The following is a 14,465-nucleotide window of genomic DNA, read 5'->3' on the forward strand; positions in this document are numbered from 1 at the left end:
TATCCTAAAAATCAAATGCTAAATGGATCAGCGCAATATCACTTTTTAAAAAGGTCTGTTCTGTCTCATCTTCATATTCGATCGTTACACTTTCTTTATCGTATCCTTTCAAAACTCCAACGAATTCTTTCTGGCGGTTAATTGCCCGGTAAGTCCTAATCTCTACTTCCTCTCCAAGACTTCTCTGGAAATCCTTCTCCTTCTTTAACGGTCTTCCAAGCCCCGGTGAACTTACTTCCAAAATATAGCTGTCTTCAATAAAATCATTCTGATCCAGGAGTTCTGACAGCGCCCGGCTTACTACCTCACAGTCATCCACCGTGATACCTCCCGGTTTATCAATATACGCCCGCAGATACCAGTTGCTTCCTTCTTTCACATATTCCACATCCACCAACTCAAACTGGTTCTTCTCAATAATCGGCAGCAACAGTTCTTCTGTTTTCTGTTCGTAGATTTCTCTTTTCGCCAATTTCAAATCTCCTTTCCCATTTCACAAAAGAAGAGTGAACTCACGTCCACTCTTCTGCCAAATTCTTATGTAACTATTAATAGTCTAGCACACTCATGCACAAAAAGCAAGTATATTCCGGAAATTCCACTGCAAGAACCTGCTAAGACTGCTAAGCTTTCGCTTAATCCTGTCTTCGGTTCTTACACTTCTATTTCAAACGGAATCCGCTCAATAATCTCTTTCTGCACATCTACGCCTGGATATGCTTCGATCAGCTTTAGTCCCTTCGGTGTCAACCGAAAGACACAGCGCTCTGTCACATATAATACCTTCTGGCCATTTGCAATTGCCCGCTTCGCCGAGAAGCTGACACTTTTCACTCGCTCCATAAACTTCGGCACACTTCCCTCGCGCTGGATACTTACAACTCCTTTTTTCTGTGTAACTTCTAAGCCCTTTGTATTAAATGTCATACAGAACACTACCGTAGGTGTTTTTGCTGTAATATTGGCAAATCCGCCTATTCCGGCAAATGCTCCGTCACTTCGATGTGCATTCACATTTCCCTCTTTATCTACTTCCAATGCTCCCATGAAGCAGATATCCAGCCCGCCATTATTATATAGATCAAACTGATTTGCCATATCATAAACAGAGGCTGCTCCGATCATAGCTCCAAACGCCTCTCCCGAAACAGGAAATCCGCCAATCCCTCCGGATTCCACGGTAAGCGTTACCATATCCAGCATACCATTTTTCTTCGCATGTCTGGACACCATCTCCGGAATTCCAATACCGATATTGACAATATCATCTACTCTAAGCTCTTTTGCAGCTCTTCTGCCAATAATATTTCCTGCAGCGCTGTTTTTCAGCGGCTTTTCTGATGCCGTATCAATTTTCTCATTCCATGCATCCCATTCTTCATATGGAATCTCAAAACTTCCTGTCAATGCAGTATAAGCCTCATTGCGCTCTTCCGGTTCTGTTACCACAATCGCGTCCACTAAACACCCCGGAATAATTGCATTTCTCGGACGAGATGGCGTATCTACAAGCTGATCTACCTGTACGATCACTTTCCCGTGATTTGCTTTCACCGCCTGACAGATTGACAGCGCATCTCCTGACATAAACATATTGTCAAAAGAAATATTTCCCTTCCTGTCCGCTGTTGTACCTTTGATCAGCGCCACCGTAATCTTCGGAAGCTTATAATACAGAAACTCTTCTCCGTCCACTTCCACATATTTCACAAGAGAGGTATCGATTGAAAGCCTGTTGATCCCCGGCCCCTCTCTTCTCGGATCTACAAAAATATCAAGTCCTACTTTCGAAAGCGCTCCCGGCAGCCTCCTGCCTGGGCGCGGATCGCGTGTGAAATACATCCAAGCGGAAGATATATGCTTCAAATCTATCTTCCAGTACAAGTTTTTTTGTACTCAGCATCGCACCAAAATGTCCGCAGATCAATCGGTCTACCGCTCCCTCTCGAATGTATCCTTCCGCATTGCGCTCCTCATCCCAGACGCCAAATCCCGCGCTGGAAACGACTGTCAAATGTCTTGGCGACTGCATTCGCTGATAACGCCTGTAAAGAGCCTCATGGAGTTCCACCGGGCTTTCAATCCCCACAAAGGAGTTCACACAAATACAGTCACCATCCCGAATCAGACGTATTGCCTCGTCAGCACTCATAATTTCATACATACGTTTCTCCCCCTCTAATGTATTCTCAAAAACGGCACTGACTTTCCCAAATGAGAAACTTCTCTTTTACTTCCTTCTGATGACTTCTGCTAATGGGAATTTCTGCTCCGTTCTTCATCAGAAAATTGGTTTTAGAATACTGTGATATATAATTCAGATTCACAATAAAGCTATTATGACATCGCACAAAAGTCTCTCCACAGATCCATCGATCCACGTCATCTAATTTATCTGATACTTTTAATGGTTCAGCAGCGCCTCCCAAATAAATGTAGGTATCACGCTTGTCTCTTTCAATGTATACAATCTGCCACTTTGGGATTACATAACTGTTCTTGTTGCGATGTACGGTTACCGCATTGTCCAGCCCCTGCTTTCCGTATAATTTCCGAAACGTATACTGTAACGCATTTTCAAGAATTTCTCTCTGAAAAACTACATTCTCTTCTTTTGTCAGATACTCTGCCATTCCTTCTGCCAGTTGTTCAAGATACTGTTTATTTCTTTCGTTGAAAGTTATATTGTACATTTTATCTTCCCCCTCATTGAAAGTATATCCTATATATTATAGAATACTTTGTCAGTATTCGCAAACTAACTTCGCATTTTTCTATTGATTTTTTGTACAAATAGCACAGTATTATTTATTTTTCTGATAATACAACTTTATTCTTATTCTTTTTTCAACTTCGCATTTTCGTTCCGGTTCCGTCACGCTTCGCCATCTTTAAACGGTTCAGAAGAACTTCCCGCTCTTTAAATGGTATTTTTGTTTCCACACCATCTTCAAACAGATATACGTCTGCCAGTGTATCCTGTTTTTGAAGTCGGATTCCCCTGACTCCGACGGCGCCCTTTTTCTTCTCAGGCACTTCCGACACCGGAAACTTCAAAAACATATCTCCTTCTGTACGAAGCACGATGTTTTGCGTTTCACTCACTGCCTGTACGCTGATCAGTTCATCATCCTCCCCTAATTTTGTCGCCTGAATTGTTCGCTTTGCAACCAGGAATTCCTTTCCATCCACCTGCTTCATCATCCCTTTTTTCGTTACAAACAACAGTTTTCCTGAATGGAACTGTTCTTCCTCACATAAAAATACGATGCGCTCTTCGCTGCTCTGATAATTACTGATATTATCGATTGGCTGTCCTTTATCCCGGAATCTTCCATGTGGAATATCAGGCACCTTAATCTGATGCATTTTTCCGTCATGCGTAAACAGACATAGTTTTCCTGTATTCATACAATGAATCACATACCGGTTTTCAGAATCTGCCGCTTCTTTATTTCGCTCATATACGGATGTTTCCACTGTCTTTCCGTATCCAAAACGATCCATCAGGAACACTACTTCCTGCTCCTCAATTTTGTTTTCCTCAAAAACTGCTTCCTCTGCATTCTCTACAACGGTACGGCGCTTTCTTCCATATGTTTTTTTCAAATGCTCCAGATCTTCTATAATCACTTCTGCCATAGAATCATAATGATTTAAAATCTCTTCATAGCGCCCAATATTTCGCAGTGTTTCCTCATGCTCTTTCTGAAGCGCCTCAATTTCAAGACCGATGAGCTTATAAAGACGCATTTCTAAGATCGCTGTCGCCTGTCTCTCTGTAAATCTCAGCATAGCAGCCATTTTTTTTGACACGTTACTCCGGAACCTGATTGGTTCTGTAACACCGTTCACAAGACATTCTTTCGCATCTTTAATAGAACTGCTGCCCCGGAGGATTTCGATGATCAAATCAATCACATCGCACGCTTTTATTAAGCCTTCCTGGATTTCTTTTTTATCCAGTTCCTTTGCAAGCAGCGTTTTATATTTGCGCGTAGCAAGTTCAAATTGAAAATCTACATGATGTTCAATAATTGATTTCAGTCCCATTGTCTCCGGACGTCCATCGCATACAGCAAGCATATTAACACCAAAAGTATCTTCCAGTCTCGTTTTCTTATAGAGCATGTTTTTAAGATTCTCTACATCCGCATCTTTCCGAAGATCCAGTACAATACGGATTCCTTCTTTGGAAGACTGGTTAGAAATATCAATAATATCATTGGTCTTCTTCGCCTCTACAAGCGCACAGACATCATTCAAAAATTTTCCGATTCCGCTTCCGATCATCGTATATGGGATTTCTGAAATCACAAGCCGTTTTTTGCCGCCTTTTAATTCTTCCACATCCACTTTACCGCGGATCTTAATCTTCCCTGTTCCTGTCTCATAGATATTCAGCAGATCATCTTTATTTACGACAATGCCTCCTGTTGGAAAATCCGGTCCTTTGACATATTTCATCAGCTGTTTTGTTGTAATATCGCTGTTTTTCATATAAGCTTTGACTGCATCAATTACCTCGCCCATATTATGCGTCGGAATACTTGTCGCCATACCTACGGCAATTCCCTCTGCTCCGTTGACAAGAAGGTTCGGAACTCTCGCCGGAAGCACTTCCGGTTCTTTTTCTGTTTCGTCAAAGTTCGGAACAAAATCCACGATATTTTTATCCAGATCTGCCAGATATGCCTCCTGCGTAAATTTTGTAAGCCTTGCTTCCGTATAACGCATAGCCGCAGCGCCATCGCCCTCGATAGAACCAAAGTTACCATGTCCGTCCACAAGGATCTGTCCCTTTTTAAATTCCTGCGCCATCACAACAAGGGCTTCATAAATTGAACTGTCCCCATGAGGATGATATTTACCCATCGTATCGCCAACAATACGCGCACATTTTCGGTAAGGTTTATCATACCGGATTCCGAGTTCATGCATATCATAGAGCGTCCGTCTCTGCACCGGTTTCAAGCCATCCCTCACGTCCGGAAGGGCTCTTGATACAATGACACTCATAGCATAATCTATATAAGACTTCCGCATCACATCCGAATATTCCGTTCTTATAATTTGAGATTCCTGCATCTTTATTCGCTTCTCCTTCTATATTTATCACTCTATCCAGTTAAACATCTAATTCTGCTTCGCGGGCATTTTCATAAATAAACGCTTTCCGCGGCGGCACCTCGCTTCCCATCAGCATCTCTGTTACACTGGAAGCCATTCTTGCATCTTCAATTTCTACAAGTTTCAGCATACGAGTTTCCGGATTCAGCGTTGTCTCCCAGAGCTGCTCTGCATCCATCTCTCCAAGCCCTTTGTAGCGCTGCAGTGTAAATGGCCCTTCGTGTGTTCTGCGATACCGCTCCAATGCTTTGTCATCGTAGAGATACTCCTCTTCTCCCTTCTTTGGCATCGCCTTATAAAGGGGCGGCATAGCAATATATACATGTCCTCGTAGATCAATTCCGGCATAAACCGATAAAATAACGTAAGCAGCAACGTTGAAATATGCGCTCCGTCCACATCCGCATCGGCCATAATAATGATTTTATCGTAACGAAGTTTACTGATATCAAAATCATTTCCGTACCCTTCTGAAAATCCACATCCAAATGCATTAATCATCGTTTTGATTTCTGCATTGGCAAGAATCTTATCTATACTCGCCTTTTCCACGTTTAAAATCTTACCGCGGATTGGCAGGATTGCCTGATACATTCTATTTCTCGCTGTTTTTGCGGAACCGCCGGCAGAATCTCCCTCCACAATAAAAATCTCACAATTTTTCGCATCTCTGCTCTCACAATTGGCAAGCTTTCCATTACTGTCAAAAGAATATTTCTGCTTTGTTAATAGATTCGTCTTCGCCTTCTCTTCTGTCTTGCGGATCTTTGCCGCTTTTTCTGCACAAGCAAGCACTTTTTTTAATACTTCTAAATTCCGGTCAAAATAAAGTACGATTTCATCTCCTGTGATTTTTCCTGCTGCTCTGGCCGCATCCGGATTATCCAGTTTTGTTTTTGTCTGTCCCTCAAACCTCGGATCAGGATGTTTGATCGATACAATGGCTGTCATTCCATTACGCACATCTGTTCCTGTAAAATTGGCATCTTTTTCCTTCAGCACGCCAATTTCTCTTGCATATTGATTCATTACACTTGTGAAAGTCGTCTTAAATCCTGTCAGATGTGTTCCTCCCTCTGCATTATAAATATTATTGCAGAAGCCCAGCACGTTCTCATGGAACTCATTCACATACTGGAATGCCACTTCCACTTCAATCCCCTCAGTTTCTCCTTTAAAATATACCGGAGGATGTACCGTCTCTTTCTTTCTATTTAAGTCCTGAATGAAACCAATAATGCCTTCCGGTTCATGATATACAACATGCTCCGGTGTTTCCTGACGTTCATCATCGAATACAATTGTCAGCGTTGGATTCAGATAGGCTGTCTCATGGAGGCGGCTTTTCACTTCTTCTTCCCGGAATCTCGTCTTTTCAAAAATCTCCGGATCAGGAAGAAAATTAACCTTTGTACCTGTCTTTTTGCTCTTACCGATAACCGGAAGCAGCCCTTCCTGCAGCTCCACTACCGGAACTCCGCGCTCATATTCATCATGGTAAATATATCCCTCCCGGCTGATTTCCACATCCATATGGGCAGACAGGGCATTGACAACCGACGAACCAACACCGTGCAGCCCACCGCTTGTCTTATAAGCTGAATCATCGAATTTTCCTCCCGCATGCAGTGTGGTATATACAATACGAGCTGCGGATACACCTTTCTGATGCATTCCTACCGGAACACCACGGCCATTATCCTCCACTGTTGCGGAACCGTCTTTGTGAAGTGTTACATGAATCGTATCACAGTAACCTGCCAGATGCTCATCTACTGCATTATCCACAATTTCATAAATCAGATGATTCAGACCTTTCGTTGATACACTTCCTATATACATCCCCGGTCGTTTCCGAACGGCTTCCAAGCCTTCCAGAATCGAAATACTATCTGCGTCATATGTATTTTTTTTTGCCATGCTCTCTACCCTTTCCCAAAACTCATCTGCAATCTCTCCCGGTTATGCACCTGGCATAACCTCATATAACAAAATATTCTAACATATTCAGAAACTCTTTTCAAATTATTTCTTTCTGTAAATCTCTGCGCACATAAATACCGCTGACAGGTATCTCTGTCAGCGGCTGACTCGTTTTTCTTATTTCATTTTTTCTAAGGCGCCAGTACTTTATGAAGCATAGATGCCAGTACCTCCATTGCATTTCTCATTTCTTCTACGGTATTTGTCTGTGCTCCTGCTTCTATTAAGAGAGATTTCGGCATCATGTGGAGACTGTATCGATAAGACTTCAAATAAATCTTCCTTGTAAATCCAGGGTACATCTGCTCCCCCGCTAACTGCATCTGCAAAGAGAACGCCAGATTATCCTGTATATATGGATTCGGCAGATAAGTAATATCTCCCTTTTCTCTCGTCCGGCTCAAACCATTAAAAAACATAATCTGAGCAGTCTGTTTCCCATTAATATCTGTTACAAGATGTGTTGTTTCGCGCACTCCGTCTCTGTGAAGGTCAATCACAACTTCAATCGTAGGATATTGCGCTAATATGCTCCGTACCCCTTCTTCTGCAAATTCATAAGCGCTGCTTCGGTCTAGTTTCCCATTGATCAGATCATATATCCCATCATGGTGTATTGCCGAAATCCCTTTGGCATTGAGAAGTTCTGTCAAATATTGTCCGACTCCCACAATACTCGTACCCGGATCACCCGGAATAGAATCTACGAATGTTTCCTGGGAATGTGTGTGAAAAATCAACACTTTAGGACCTTCTCCCGTTCCGGTCAGTTTCATATTGCGTCCGAGCAGATCATCCGCATTCAATTGTTCCGGTCCAATCATTGTTGTGCGGTCCACTGTATAAAAATTCCCCAGAAGATAATCAAAATTTCTCAGCGCCTCTATCGAAGTGTCAAGGGATGAACCTCCGGTTTCCGGCACATCAGGCAAAATTGTATTTTCATGCTCCACAAGTTTCCCCTGCTCATCTACTTCATTTTCGTCTTTCGCCTGTTGTTCCAGAATCTTTTGATAAGTCTCTTCATCCTCTACCTCAGTCTCATAAACTGCTGCGCCTCCCACAAAACTCCCCAGAGGCATCATTTGTGCCGTACTCTGCTGCACAAATTCTTTCATACTCCACTTTTGTTTTCCCAAATAAGTGAGGCCGGGCAAGAACAGATCCTGAGCACCTGAACCAATGCTTTTCCTTACCTGCTTTTGCCATTCCTCCGGAATCGTAATTCCTATGGCATTGACCGCCCATCCGATCAGCAGCGTACTGACAATTACGATTCCGGCTTTACTTATACTGATACGTCTATGCACATCTCATCCACTCCACTTGCTTTTCCAGTGATATTTACCGGAAAATTAATCCGGTATCACAATAAGATATGCGTCCGACATTCAAAATATATCTGCTAGTATTCCTTTCCAGCCAGAATTTCTTTATAGTCTTCATAATTCTTTGCAAGAAGAGCCGGCGTATCCAGTCCGTATGGACAACGCTTCGCACACTGTCCACAGTGGATACAAGATTCAATCAATTTCATCTTCGCCTGCATCTCCTCTGTCAGCTGAGCAGCCGACGGAGCTCTTCGAATCATCAGCGACATTCTCGCACAGTTATTAATCTCAATCCCCATCGGACATGGCATACAATATCCGCATCCCCGGCAGAAATCTCCCTGAAGTTCTTTTTTGTCAGCTTCCATGATATGCTGTACCGTTTCCAATACCGGCTCCTCATCCTGATAGCTTAAAAATTCGTCCAGCTCCTGCTCTCGCTGAATTCCCCAGATTGGAAGTACATGATCATATTGCATCATAAATGCATAGGCTGCAGCCGAATGATTGATCAGCCCTCCTGCCAGACCTTTCATTGCAATAAATCCCATATTTGCCTCTCTGCATTTTTCCACAAGCGCAAACTCCTTCTCAGACGCAAGATAGCTGAACGGAAACTGTAATGTCTCGTAAAGTCCACTCTCGATTGCTTCTTCTGCTACTGCAAGACGATGGTTTGTAATACCGATGTGCCGGATTTTCCCCATGGCTTTTGCTTCCAGCATTGCTTCATAAAGTCCGCTTCCATCTCCCGGCTTCGGACAGAAATCCGGATTATGAAATTGATAAATATCAAGATAATCTGTTTTCAGATTTGAGAGTGTCTCTTCAAGCTGTTTCCAGAACCCTTCCACATCCACGGCCATTGTTTTGGAGGCAATATAAATCTTATCCCGCATCCCTTCAAATGCCTGCCCCAGTTTAACTTCGCTATCTGTATAACCCCTCGCAGTATCAAAAAAATCTATTCCGTGATCATATGCTTTGCGAAGCAGCTTCACAGCTTCTTCGTCTGTAATTCTCTGGATCGGCAATGCACCAAATCCATTTTTATTCACTGTAATTCCTGTACTTCCCAATGTAACTGTTCTCATTATACTTACCATTCCTTTTCTCTTTCGTTCTTTAAGCATATTGTACTTACTGCTTATCATACCATTTTTTTATGCATTTGTCTTCTTTATCTACTATATTTTAAATGCATTCAGCATGCTGAAGACAGTAACATGTTCAACGCTTCTGAAATAGTAAAACTAATGCGCCCCACGGTATCATCGATATCCTTTGGTGTCATATAAAGTCCATTCAGATGCGGTGAGATCAATTCCCGTATCAGCTCATATTTTTCTGCTGCATTATACCCCTGAAGCACAAGCCCCACACCTTTTAGCATTTCTGAAGTTTCCAGGGCCTTCAGCAGATTTTCCATTGTGTCATTCACAATCGTTACCGCATCTACCACTGTAGGCACCCCAATTGCAATTACCGGAATACCAAGTGTTTCTTCTGTCAACGCACATCTCGCATTTCCCACACCTGAGCCGGGATGTATCCCCGTATCTGCAATCTGAATCGTTCGATTCAGCCTTTTACTGCTGCGGGCTGCCAGCGCATCTACCGCAATCACGATATCCGGCTTTGTTTCTTCCACAATCCCTTTTAGAATCTCCACTGTCTCCATCCCTGTCATCCCCATGACTCCCGGAACAACCGCGCTCACAAGACAGACTTTTTCTTTTCCCATGGCATATCTTCCATATTCCTTTACAATATGTCTTGTAATCCGAAGCTGCTCTGCTACTCTTGGCCCAAGCGAATCCGGCGTCACCTGCCGATTTCCAAGACCTGCCACAAGAACGCTGAACTCTTTTTCTCTTGAAACATTTCCCTGCTTAATATATTTCCGAATCATTTTTTCAAGATATTCTGCAAGTTTTTTTGAAATTTCTCTGTGATAATCTTCATCCGGCACAGCCATATTAGGCGCTTCGACAGTAATGTATGTTCCGACCGGCTTTCCCATTGTCTTCGCCCCATTTTCCGTTGTAACTTTCACTGTAGTTACCTTCATCTCCAATTGTTCATTATATTCTTCTTTTACTTCCACACCTGCGATTTCCACATGATCTTCTTCAAACCGTTCCCGCTCTTCCAATGCCAGGTCCGTCCGAATGTTGTATCTTTCCAGCATAGAAACCTCCTCTTCCTGCAGATTCAAAGCAATCTGACATTTTATTTCTAGTTTTCCACTCTTTTTTCGAAAATATGTATTGACATTTATCATTTCTTGTCCTACAATGAATGAGTATGTTTCGGCAAGGCGTTCCGTGTCTGGCTTTGCTGTAACCACATTTGAGAATTCATATTTATTTGGAGGTGTACAAATTGGCTAACATTAAATCTGCAAAAAAAAGAATCTTAGTTACTGAGACAAGAACAGCAAGAAATAAAGCAATCAAATCCAGAGTGAAAACTTATGTAAAGAAAGTTGAAGCTGCTGTAGAAGCAAAAGATGTTGCTGCTGCAAAAGAAGCATTACCAGTTGCTATTGCTGAAATCAACAAAGCTGGAAGCAAAGGAATCTACCACAAGAATACATGTGCAAGAAAAGTTTCCCGCTTAACAAAAGCTGTTAACAGCCTTGCTTAATTATTTATAGAGAAAGATATGAGACAACCATACCGTCATGTGGTTGTCTTTTTTAATGAGGTTTATAATTATGGAACATGTTATACACGAAATTCCGCCACTATTCTCTCCTTCTTCTTCGATTCTGATTCTTGGAAGTTTTCCATCTGTCAAGTCAAGAGAATGTGGTTTCTTTTACGGTCATCCACAAAATCGATTCTGGAAAGTACTTTCCAGCCTGTTCCGGGAAGACCTGCCTGTTTCCATTCCCGAGAAACAACAGTTTTTGCTTCGTCACCACATTGCCGTCTGGGATGTCATTGCTTCCTGCGAAATCCACGGCTCCAGTGACAGCAGCATTAAAAATGCACTTCCCAACGATCTGTCCGTCATCCTCTCCCATGCCTGTATCCGCCAGATCTTCTGCAACGGTACGACTTCCTGGAAACTGTATCAGAAGTATATGAAACCGCAATATGCTGTGGATGCTGTAAAACTGCCCTCTACAAGCCCTGCTAATGCAGCTTTTTCCCTTGAACGTCTTACCGAAGAATGGAGTGTAATTCTTCCTTATCTAAAGAATCCTTCCTAATTCCAAAAATAACAATAGCTGTCCGTTTTTCCCGGACAGCTATATGTTACTCTATCTTACACTTTGGCTCTCTTAGTTTTTACAGCATTTCTCCGCTCAATCTCATATTTTTGTACTCTGCCACAGAGCGGTCAAATCCTTTGATATGGCTATAGAGCCATTTTACTACATTTTTCTCTACCTGCTGAACAAATGCTTCTGTTGGTCCTTCACTCTCTTCTAACATTTCGTGAAGTTCTTTCACTGTTTCCCGTAATTTTTCATGCTCTTTTTTATGTTCTTTGATGCCTGGGTATGCAATTTCTTCCTGAAGCTTTTCCTCTTCTCCAAAATGAAATTCCGTATATTCTGCAAGATATGCCAATGTCTGTATTGCCTTAACTTTTCCGTCCCCATTCTCACAGGCGCCGAGAAGCTGATTAATCTTTTCAATCAGTTCTTTGTGCTGTCCATCTATCATTTCATTCCCAGTAACCAGTGTATCATCAAATTCTGCGTACATATTGTTCTCCTTTCGCGTTTCCAACTTCTGTATCTTCCGAAATATTTTATTTAATTACTTCTTCTACCACAATCTCTAATTCACTTTCCGTATATGCCTTTAATAACGCAATACACGCTTCTACATCATCAAGATTTACAATGCTGTTCGGTGCATGGCAATACCGATTCGGAATAGAAATCCCTACTGCTTTTACTCCCGCATTAGAGCGGCTGATTCCGCCCGCATCAGTACCTCCTGCATAAAGTGAATCCAACTGATAAGCAATGCCATGCTCTTTTGCACAGGCAATTAATGCTTCTGTCATCTCAGGATTGCAAAGGACACTGGAATCATTTATTTTGATTGCAGCGCCTTTTCCAAGAGCGGAATTTCCATGATCGCTGCCTGGCACATCAAACGCCGGCGTTACATCAATGGCAATTCCCAGATCCGGATTCACCCGTTCCGCTGATGTAATGGCTCCTACAAGTCCGATTTCCTCCTGTACTGTAAAAACAAAATAAACATCATGGTAAGGTGTCTTCATCTGCTTCAATGCTTCTATCTGAATGTAACACGCAACACGATCATCAAAAATTTTAGACATGACATTGCGTCCTGCCAACGGAACATAATCTCCGCAGAAAACAGCACAGTCGCCAACCTGAACATATTTTTCTGCCTCTTCTTTATCTGCTGCCCCGATATCGATATACATTTTTTCAATCTCACCCGGCTGTACATTCTGAATCTTATCTGTACATCCTACTGTTCCATAAGTACCGTTCTTAAACACCACCCGGTTCATATAGGATGTATGAGGAGATACCCCACCAATCGTGCGTACTTTCAAGAAACCGTTGTCCAGAATCTTTACAACACAAAGTCCGATTTCATCCATATGAGCAGAGGACATGATTTTCTTCTTATTCTCTCCGTAACCTCTTTTTACAACGATCAGATTACCGATGGCATCTCTTACAATACTGTCCGCATAGTCTCTGACCTGCTCAATAATATAGTCAGATACTTGTTTTTCCTGTCCGCTGATGCCCCAGATTTTTGTAATTTCGCTTAGCATAAATACCCTCCTGTTATCACTTCATCATTAAATACAGTTTCTCTCAAAATCCTCTATTTGTCAATCCCAATTAAAGCACAATGAAAAAGCTGCCCTGCCGCGAACCGCTCTCCAAAAGCTAATTTATGGCTTTTGAAAGCTCGGTGCATCCTGCAGAGCAGCTTTCTTTTTTCATTAATTATTGATCAGCTTATCCTCGTCACTCCAGCTGTACAGCTTTCTCACTTCCGCTCCTACTACTTCTGACGGATGTTCTGCTGCTTTCTTTCTCATTGCCTTAAAATGTACCTGGCGGCCGGCCGGTGACATATCAAGCAAGAATTCTTTCGCAAATGTACCATCCTGAATATCGGAAAGGATCTGTTTCATTGCCTTCTTTGTATCCTCTGTAATAATCTTGGAACCGGTAACATAATCGCCATATTCTGCTGTATTGGAAATAGAATATCTCATTCCTGCAAATCCGGACTGATAGATAAGATCTACAATTAGTTTCATCTCATGGATACATTCAAAATATGCATTTCTCGGATCATATCCCGCTTCACAAAGAGTCTCAAATCCTGCCTGCATCAGCGCACAAACTCCGCCACAAAGAACTGCCTGCTCGCCGAACAAGTCTGTTTCTGTCTCTGTGCGGAATGTAGTTTCAAGCACGCCTGCTCTTGCCCCGCCGATTCCAAGCGCATATGCAAGTGCAAGATCTAATGCTTTGCCCGTAGCATCCTGCTCTACCGCAACAAGACATGGTACACCTTTCCCCGCCTGATATTCACTTCTTACCGTATGACCAGGGCCTTTTGGAGCGATCATTGTCACATCCACATCTGCCGGAGGGGTAATACATCCAAAATGAATGTTAAATCCATGAGCAAACATCAGCATATTTCCCGCTTCCAGATTCGGTTCAATATCTGCCTTATACAGATCTGCCTGTTTTTCATCATTAATCAGGATCATAATGATATCTGCCTTCTTTGCAGCTTCTGCCGCCGTATAAACATCAAAGCCCTGTTCTACTGCTTTCGCCCAGGAATTACTTCCCTCATAAAGTCCGATAATAACATTGCATCCGGATTCCTTTAAATTCAGAGCATGGGCATGGCCCTGACTTCCGTAACCGATAATGGCAATCGTCTTGCCCTCTAATAATGATAAATTACAATCCTGCTGATAATAAATTTTTGCCATAGATATTTCCTCCTAAACTAAAAAATTTATGAAAGGGCTGTACTT

At 42.3% G+C, this 14,465-nt stretch carries 13 protein-coding genes and 1 pseudogene; 2 read left to right on the plus strand and 12 right to left on the minus strand.

Annotation, left to right across the window (positions count from 1 at the left end; all coding sequences use genetic code 11):
- Positions 1-4 precede the first annotated feature (4 nt).
- From rimP to gpr, 9 genes and pseudogenes are all read right to left on the minus strand, one after another.
- Positions 5-472: a ribosome maturation factor RimP gene (gene rimP, locus DWX73_RS00495; protein WP_118346191.1), complete on the minus strand. Its 468-nt coding sequence runs from the start codon at positions 470-472 to the stop codon at positions 5-7.
- A 182-nt stretch (positions 473-654) separates the two neighbouring features.
- Positions 655-1,842, minus strand: coding sequence for a CoA-transferase (locus tag DWX73_RS00500; protein WP_278321057.1), 1,188 nt, complete (start codon positions 1,840-1,842; stop codon positions 655-657).
- The gene (locus DWX73_RS14240; RefSeq protein WP_278321058.1) at positions 1,775-2,164 is read right to left on the minus strand and encodes a CoA-transferase; all 390 of its coding nucleotides are present in this window, start codon (positions 2,162-2,164) and stop codon (positions 1,775-1,777) included. The genes DWX73_RS00500 and DWX73_RS14240 overlap by 68 nt, the downstream gene beginning before the upstream one ends.
- 25 nt (positions 2,165-2,189) lie before the next feature.
- Entirely contained in the window at positions 2,190-2,693 is a 504-nt protein-coding gene (locus DWX73_RS00505; RefSeq protein ID WP_118346192.1) for a LytR/AlgR family response regulator transcription factor, read from the minus strand.
- Between the two features lie 154 nt (positions 2,694-2,847).
- A complete protein-coding gene (locus DWX73_RS00510; RefSeq protein WP_118346193.1) occupies positions 2,848-5,088 on the minus strand; it encodes a DNA gyrase/topoisomerase IV subunit A in 2,241 nt (746 codons plus the stop codon).
- Between the two features lie 40 nt (positions 5,089-5,128).
- A pseudogene (locus DWX73_RS00515) lies at positions 5,129-7,050 on the minus strand (DNA gyrase/topoisomerase IV subunit B).
- A gap of 194 nt (positions 7,051-7,244) precedes the next feature.
- Entirely contained in the window at positions 7,245-8,345 is a 1,101-nt protein-coding gene (gene spoIIP, locus DWX73_RS00520; RefSeq protein ID WP_242996508.1) for a stage II sporulation protein P, read from the minus strand.
- A gap of 173 nt (positions 8,346-8,518) precedes the next feature.
- On the minus strand, positions 8,519-9,538 hold the full coding sequence (locus tag DWX73_RS00525) for an aldo/keto reductase (protein ID WP_118346221.1): 1,020 nt from the start codon (positions 9,536-9,538) through the stop codon (positions 8,519-8,521).
- A 110-nt stretch (positions 9,539-9,648) separates the two neighbouring features.
- Entirely contained in the window at positions 9,649-10,635 is a 987-nt protein-coding gene (gene gpr / locus DWX73_RS00530) for a GPR endopeptidase (RefSeq protein ID WP_118346222.1), read from the minus strand.
- Between the two features lie 194 nt (positions 10,636-10,829).
- Here gpr and rpsT point away from each other — a divergent pair, with 194 nt between their 5' ends.
- A complete protein-coding gene (gene rpsT, locus DWX73_RS00535) occupies positions 10,830-11,093 on the plus strand; it encodes a 30S ribosomal protein S20 (RefSeq protein ID WP_118346194.1) in 264 nt (87 codons plus the stop codon).
- Positions 11,094-11,163: 70 nt separating this feature from the next.
- Positions 11,164-11,664: a DNA-deoxyinosine glycosylase gene (locus DWX73_RS00540; protein WP_118346195.1), complete on the plus strand. Its 501-nt coding sequence runs from the start codon at positions 11,164-11,166 to the stop codon at positions 11,662-11,664.
- Between the two features lie 79 nt (positions 11,665-11,743).
- Here the strand turns inward: DWX73_RS00540 and DWX73_RS00545 are convergent, their stop codons facing one another.
- The 3 genes from DWX73_RS00545 to ilvC form a co-directional block, all read right to left on the minus strand.
- Complete coding sequence (locus DWX73_RS00545) at positions 11,744-12,166, minus strand: bacteriohemerythrin (RefSeq protein WP_118346196.1); 423 nt, start codon at positions 12,164-12,166, stop codon at positions 11,744-11,746.
- Positions 12,167-12,212: 46 nt separating this feature from the next.
- Positions 12,213-13,229, minus strand: a complete 1,017-nt coding sequence (locus DWX73_RS00550) for a M42 family metallopeptidase (RefSeq protein ID WP_118346197.1) — start codon at positions 13,227-13,229, stop codon at positions 12,213-12,215.
- A 174-nt stretch (positions 13,230-13,403) separates the two neighbouring features.
- Positions 13,404-14,420, minus strand: coding sequence for a ketol-acid reductoisomerase (ilvC, locus tag DWX73_RS00555; protein WP_118346198.1), 1,017 nt, complete (start codon positions 14,418-14,420; stop codon positions 13,404-13,406).
- Positions 14,421-14,465 lie beyond the last annotated feature (45 nt).

This window comes from Coprococcus sp. AF21-14LB (genome assembly GCF_003458885.1).
GTDB lineage: Bacteria > Bacillota > Clostridia > Lachnospirales > Lachnospiraceae > UBA9414.

Bases quoted from the DNA above. Each gene is read 5' to 3' on its own strand.
- DWX73_RS00500 (WP_278321057.1), bottom strand. From the start codon at position 1,842: ATGTATTTCACACGCGATCCGCGCCCAGGCAGGAGGCTGCCGGGAGCG.
- DWX73_RS14240 (WP_278321058.1), bottom strand. From the start codon at position 2,164: ATGTATGAAATTATGAGTGCTGACGAGGCAATACGTCTGATTCGGGAT.
- DWX73_RS00505 (WP_118346192.1), bottom strand. From the start codon at position 2,693: ATGTACAATATAACTTTCAACGAAAGAAATAAACAGTATCTTGAACAA.
- DWX73_RS00510 (WP_118346193.1), bottom strand. From the start codon at position 5,088: ATGCAGGAATCTCAAATTATAAGAACGGAATATTCGGATGTGATGCGG.
- DWX73_RS00525 (WP_118346221.1), bottom strand. From the start codon at position 9,538: ATGAGAACAGTTACATTGGGAAGTACAGGAATTACAGTGAATAAAAAT.
- gpr (WP_118346222.1), bottom strand. From the start codon at position 10,635: ATGCTGGAAAGATACAACATTCGGACGGACCTGGCATTGGAAGAGCGG.
- DWX73_RS00540 (WP_118346195.1), top strand. From the start codon at position 11,164: ATGGAACATGTTATACACGAAATTCCGCCACTATTCTCTCCTTCTTCT.
- DWX73_RS00545 (WP_118346196.1), bottom strand. From the start codon at position 12,166: ATGTACGCAGAATTTGATGATACACTGGTTACTGGGAATGAAATGATA.
- DWX73_RS00550 (WP_118346197.1), bottom strand. From the start codon at position 13,229: ATGCTAAGCGAAATTACAAAAATCTGGGGCATCAGCGGACAGGAAAAA.
- ilvC (WP_118346198.1), bottom strand. From the start codon at position 14,420: ATGGCAAAAATTTATTATCAGCAGGATTGTAATTTATCATTATTAGAG.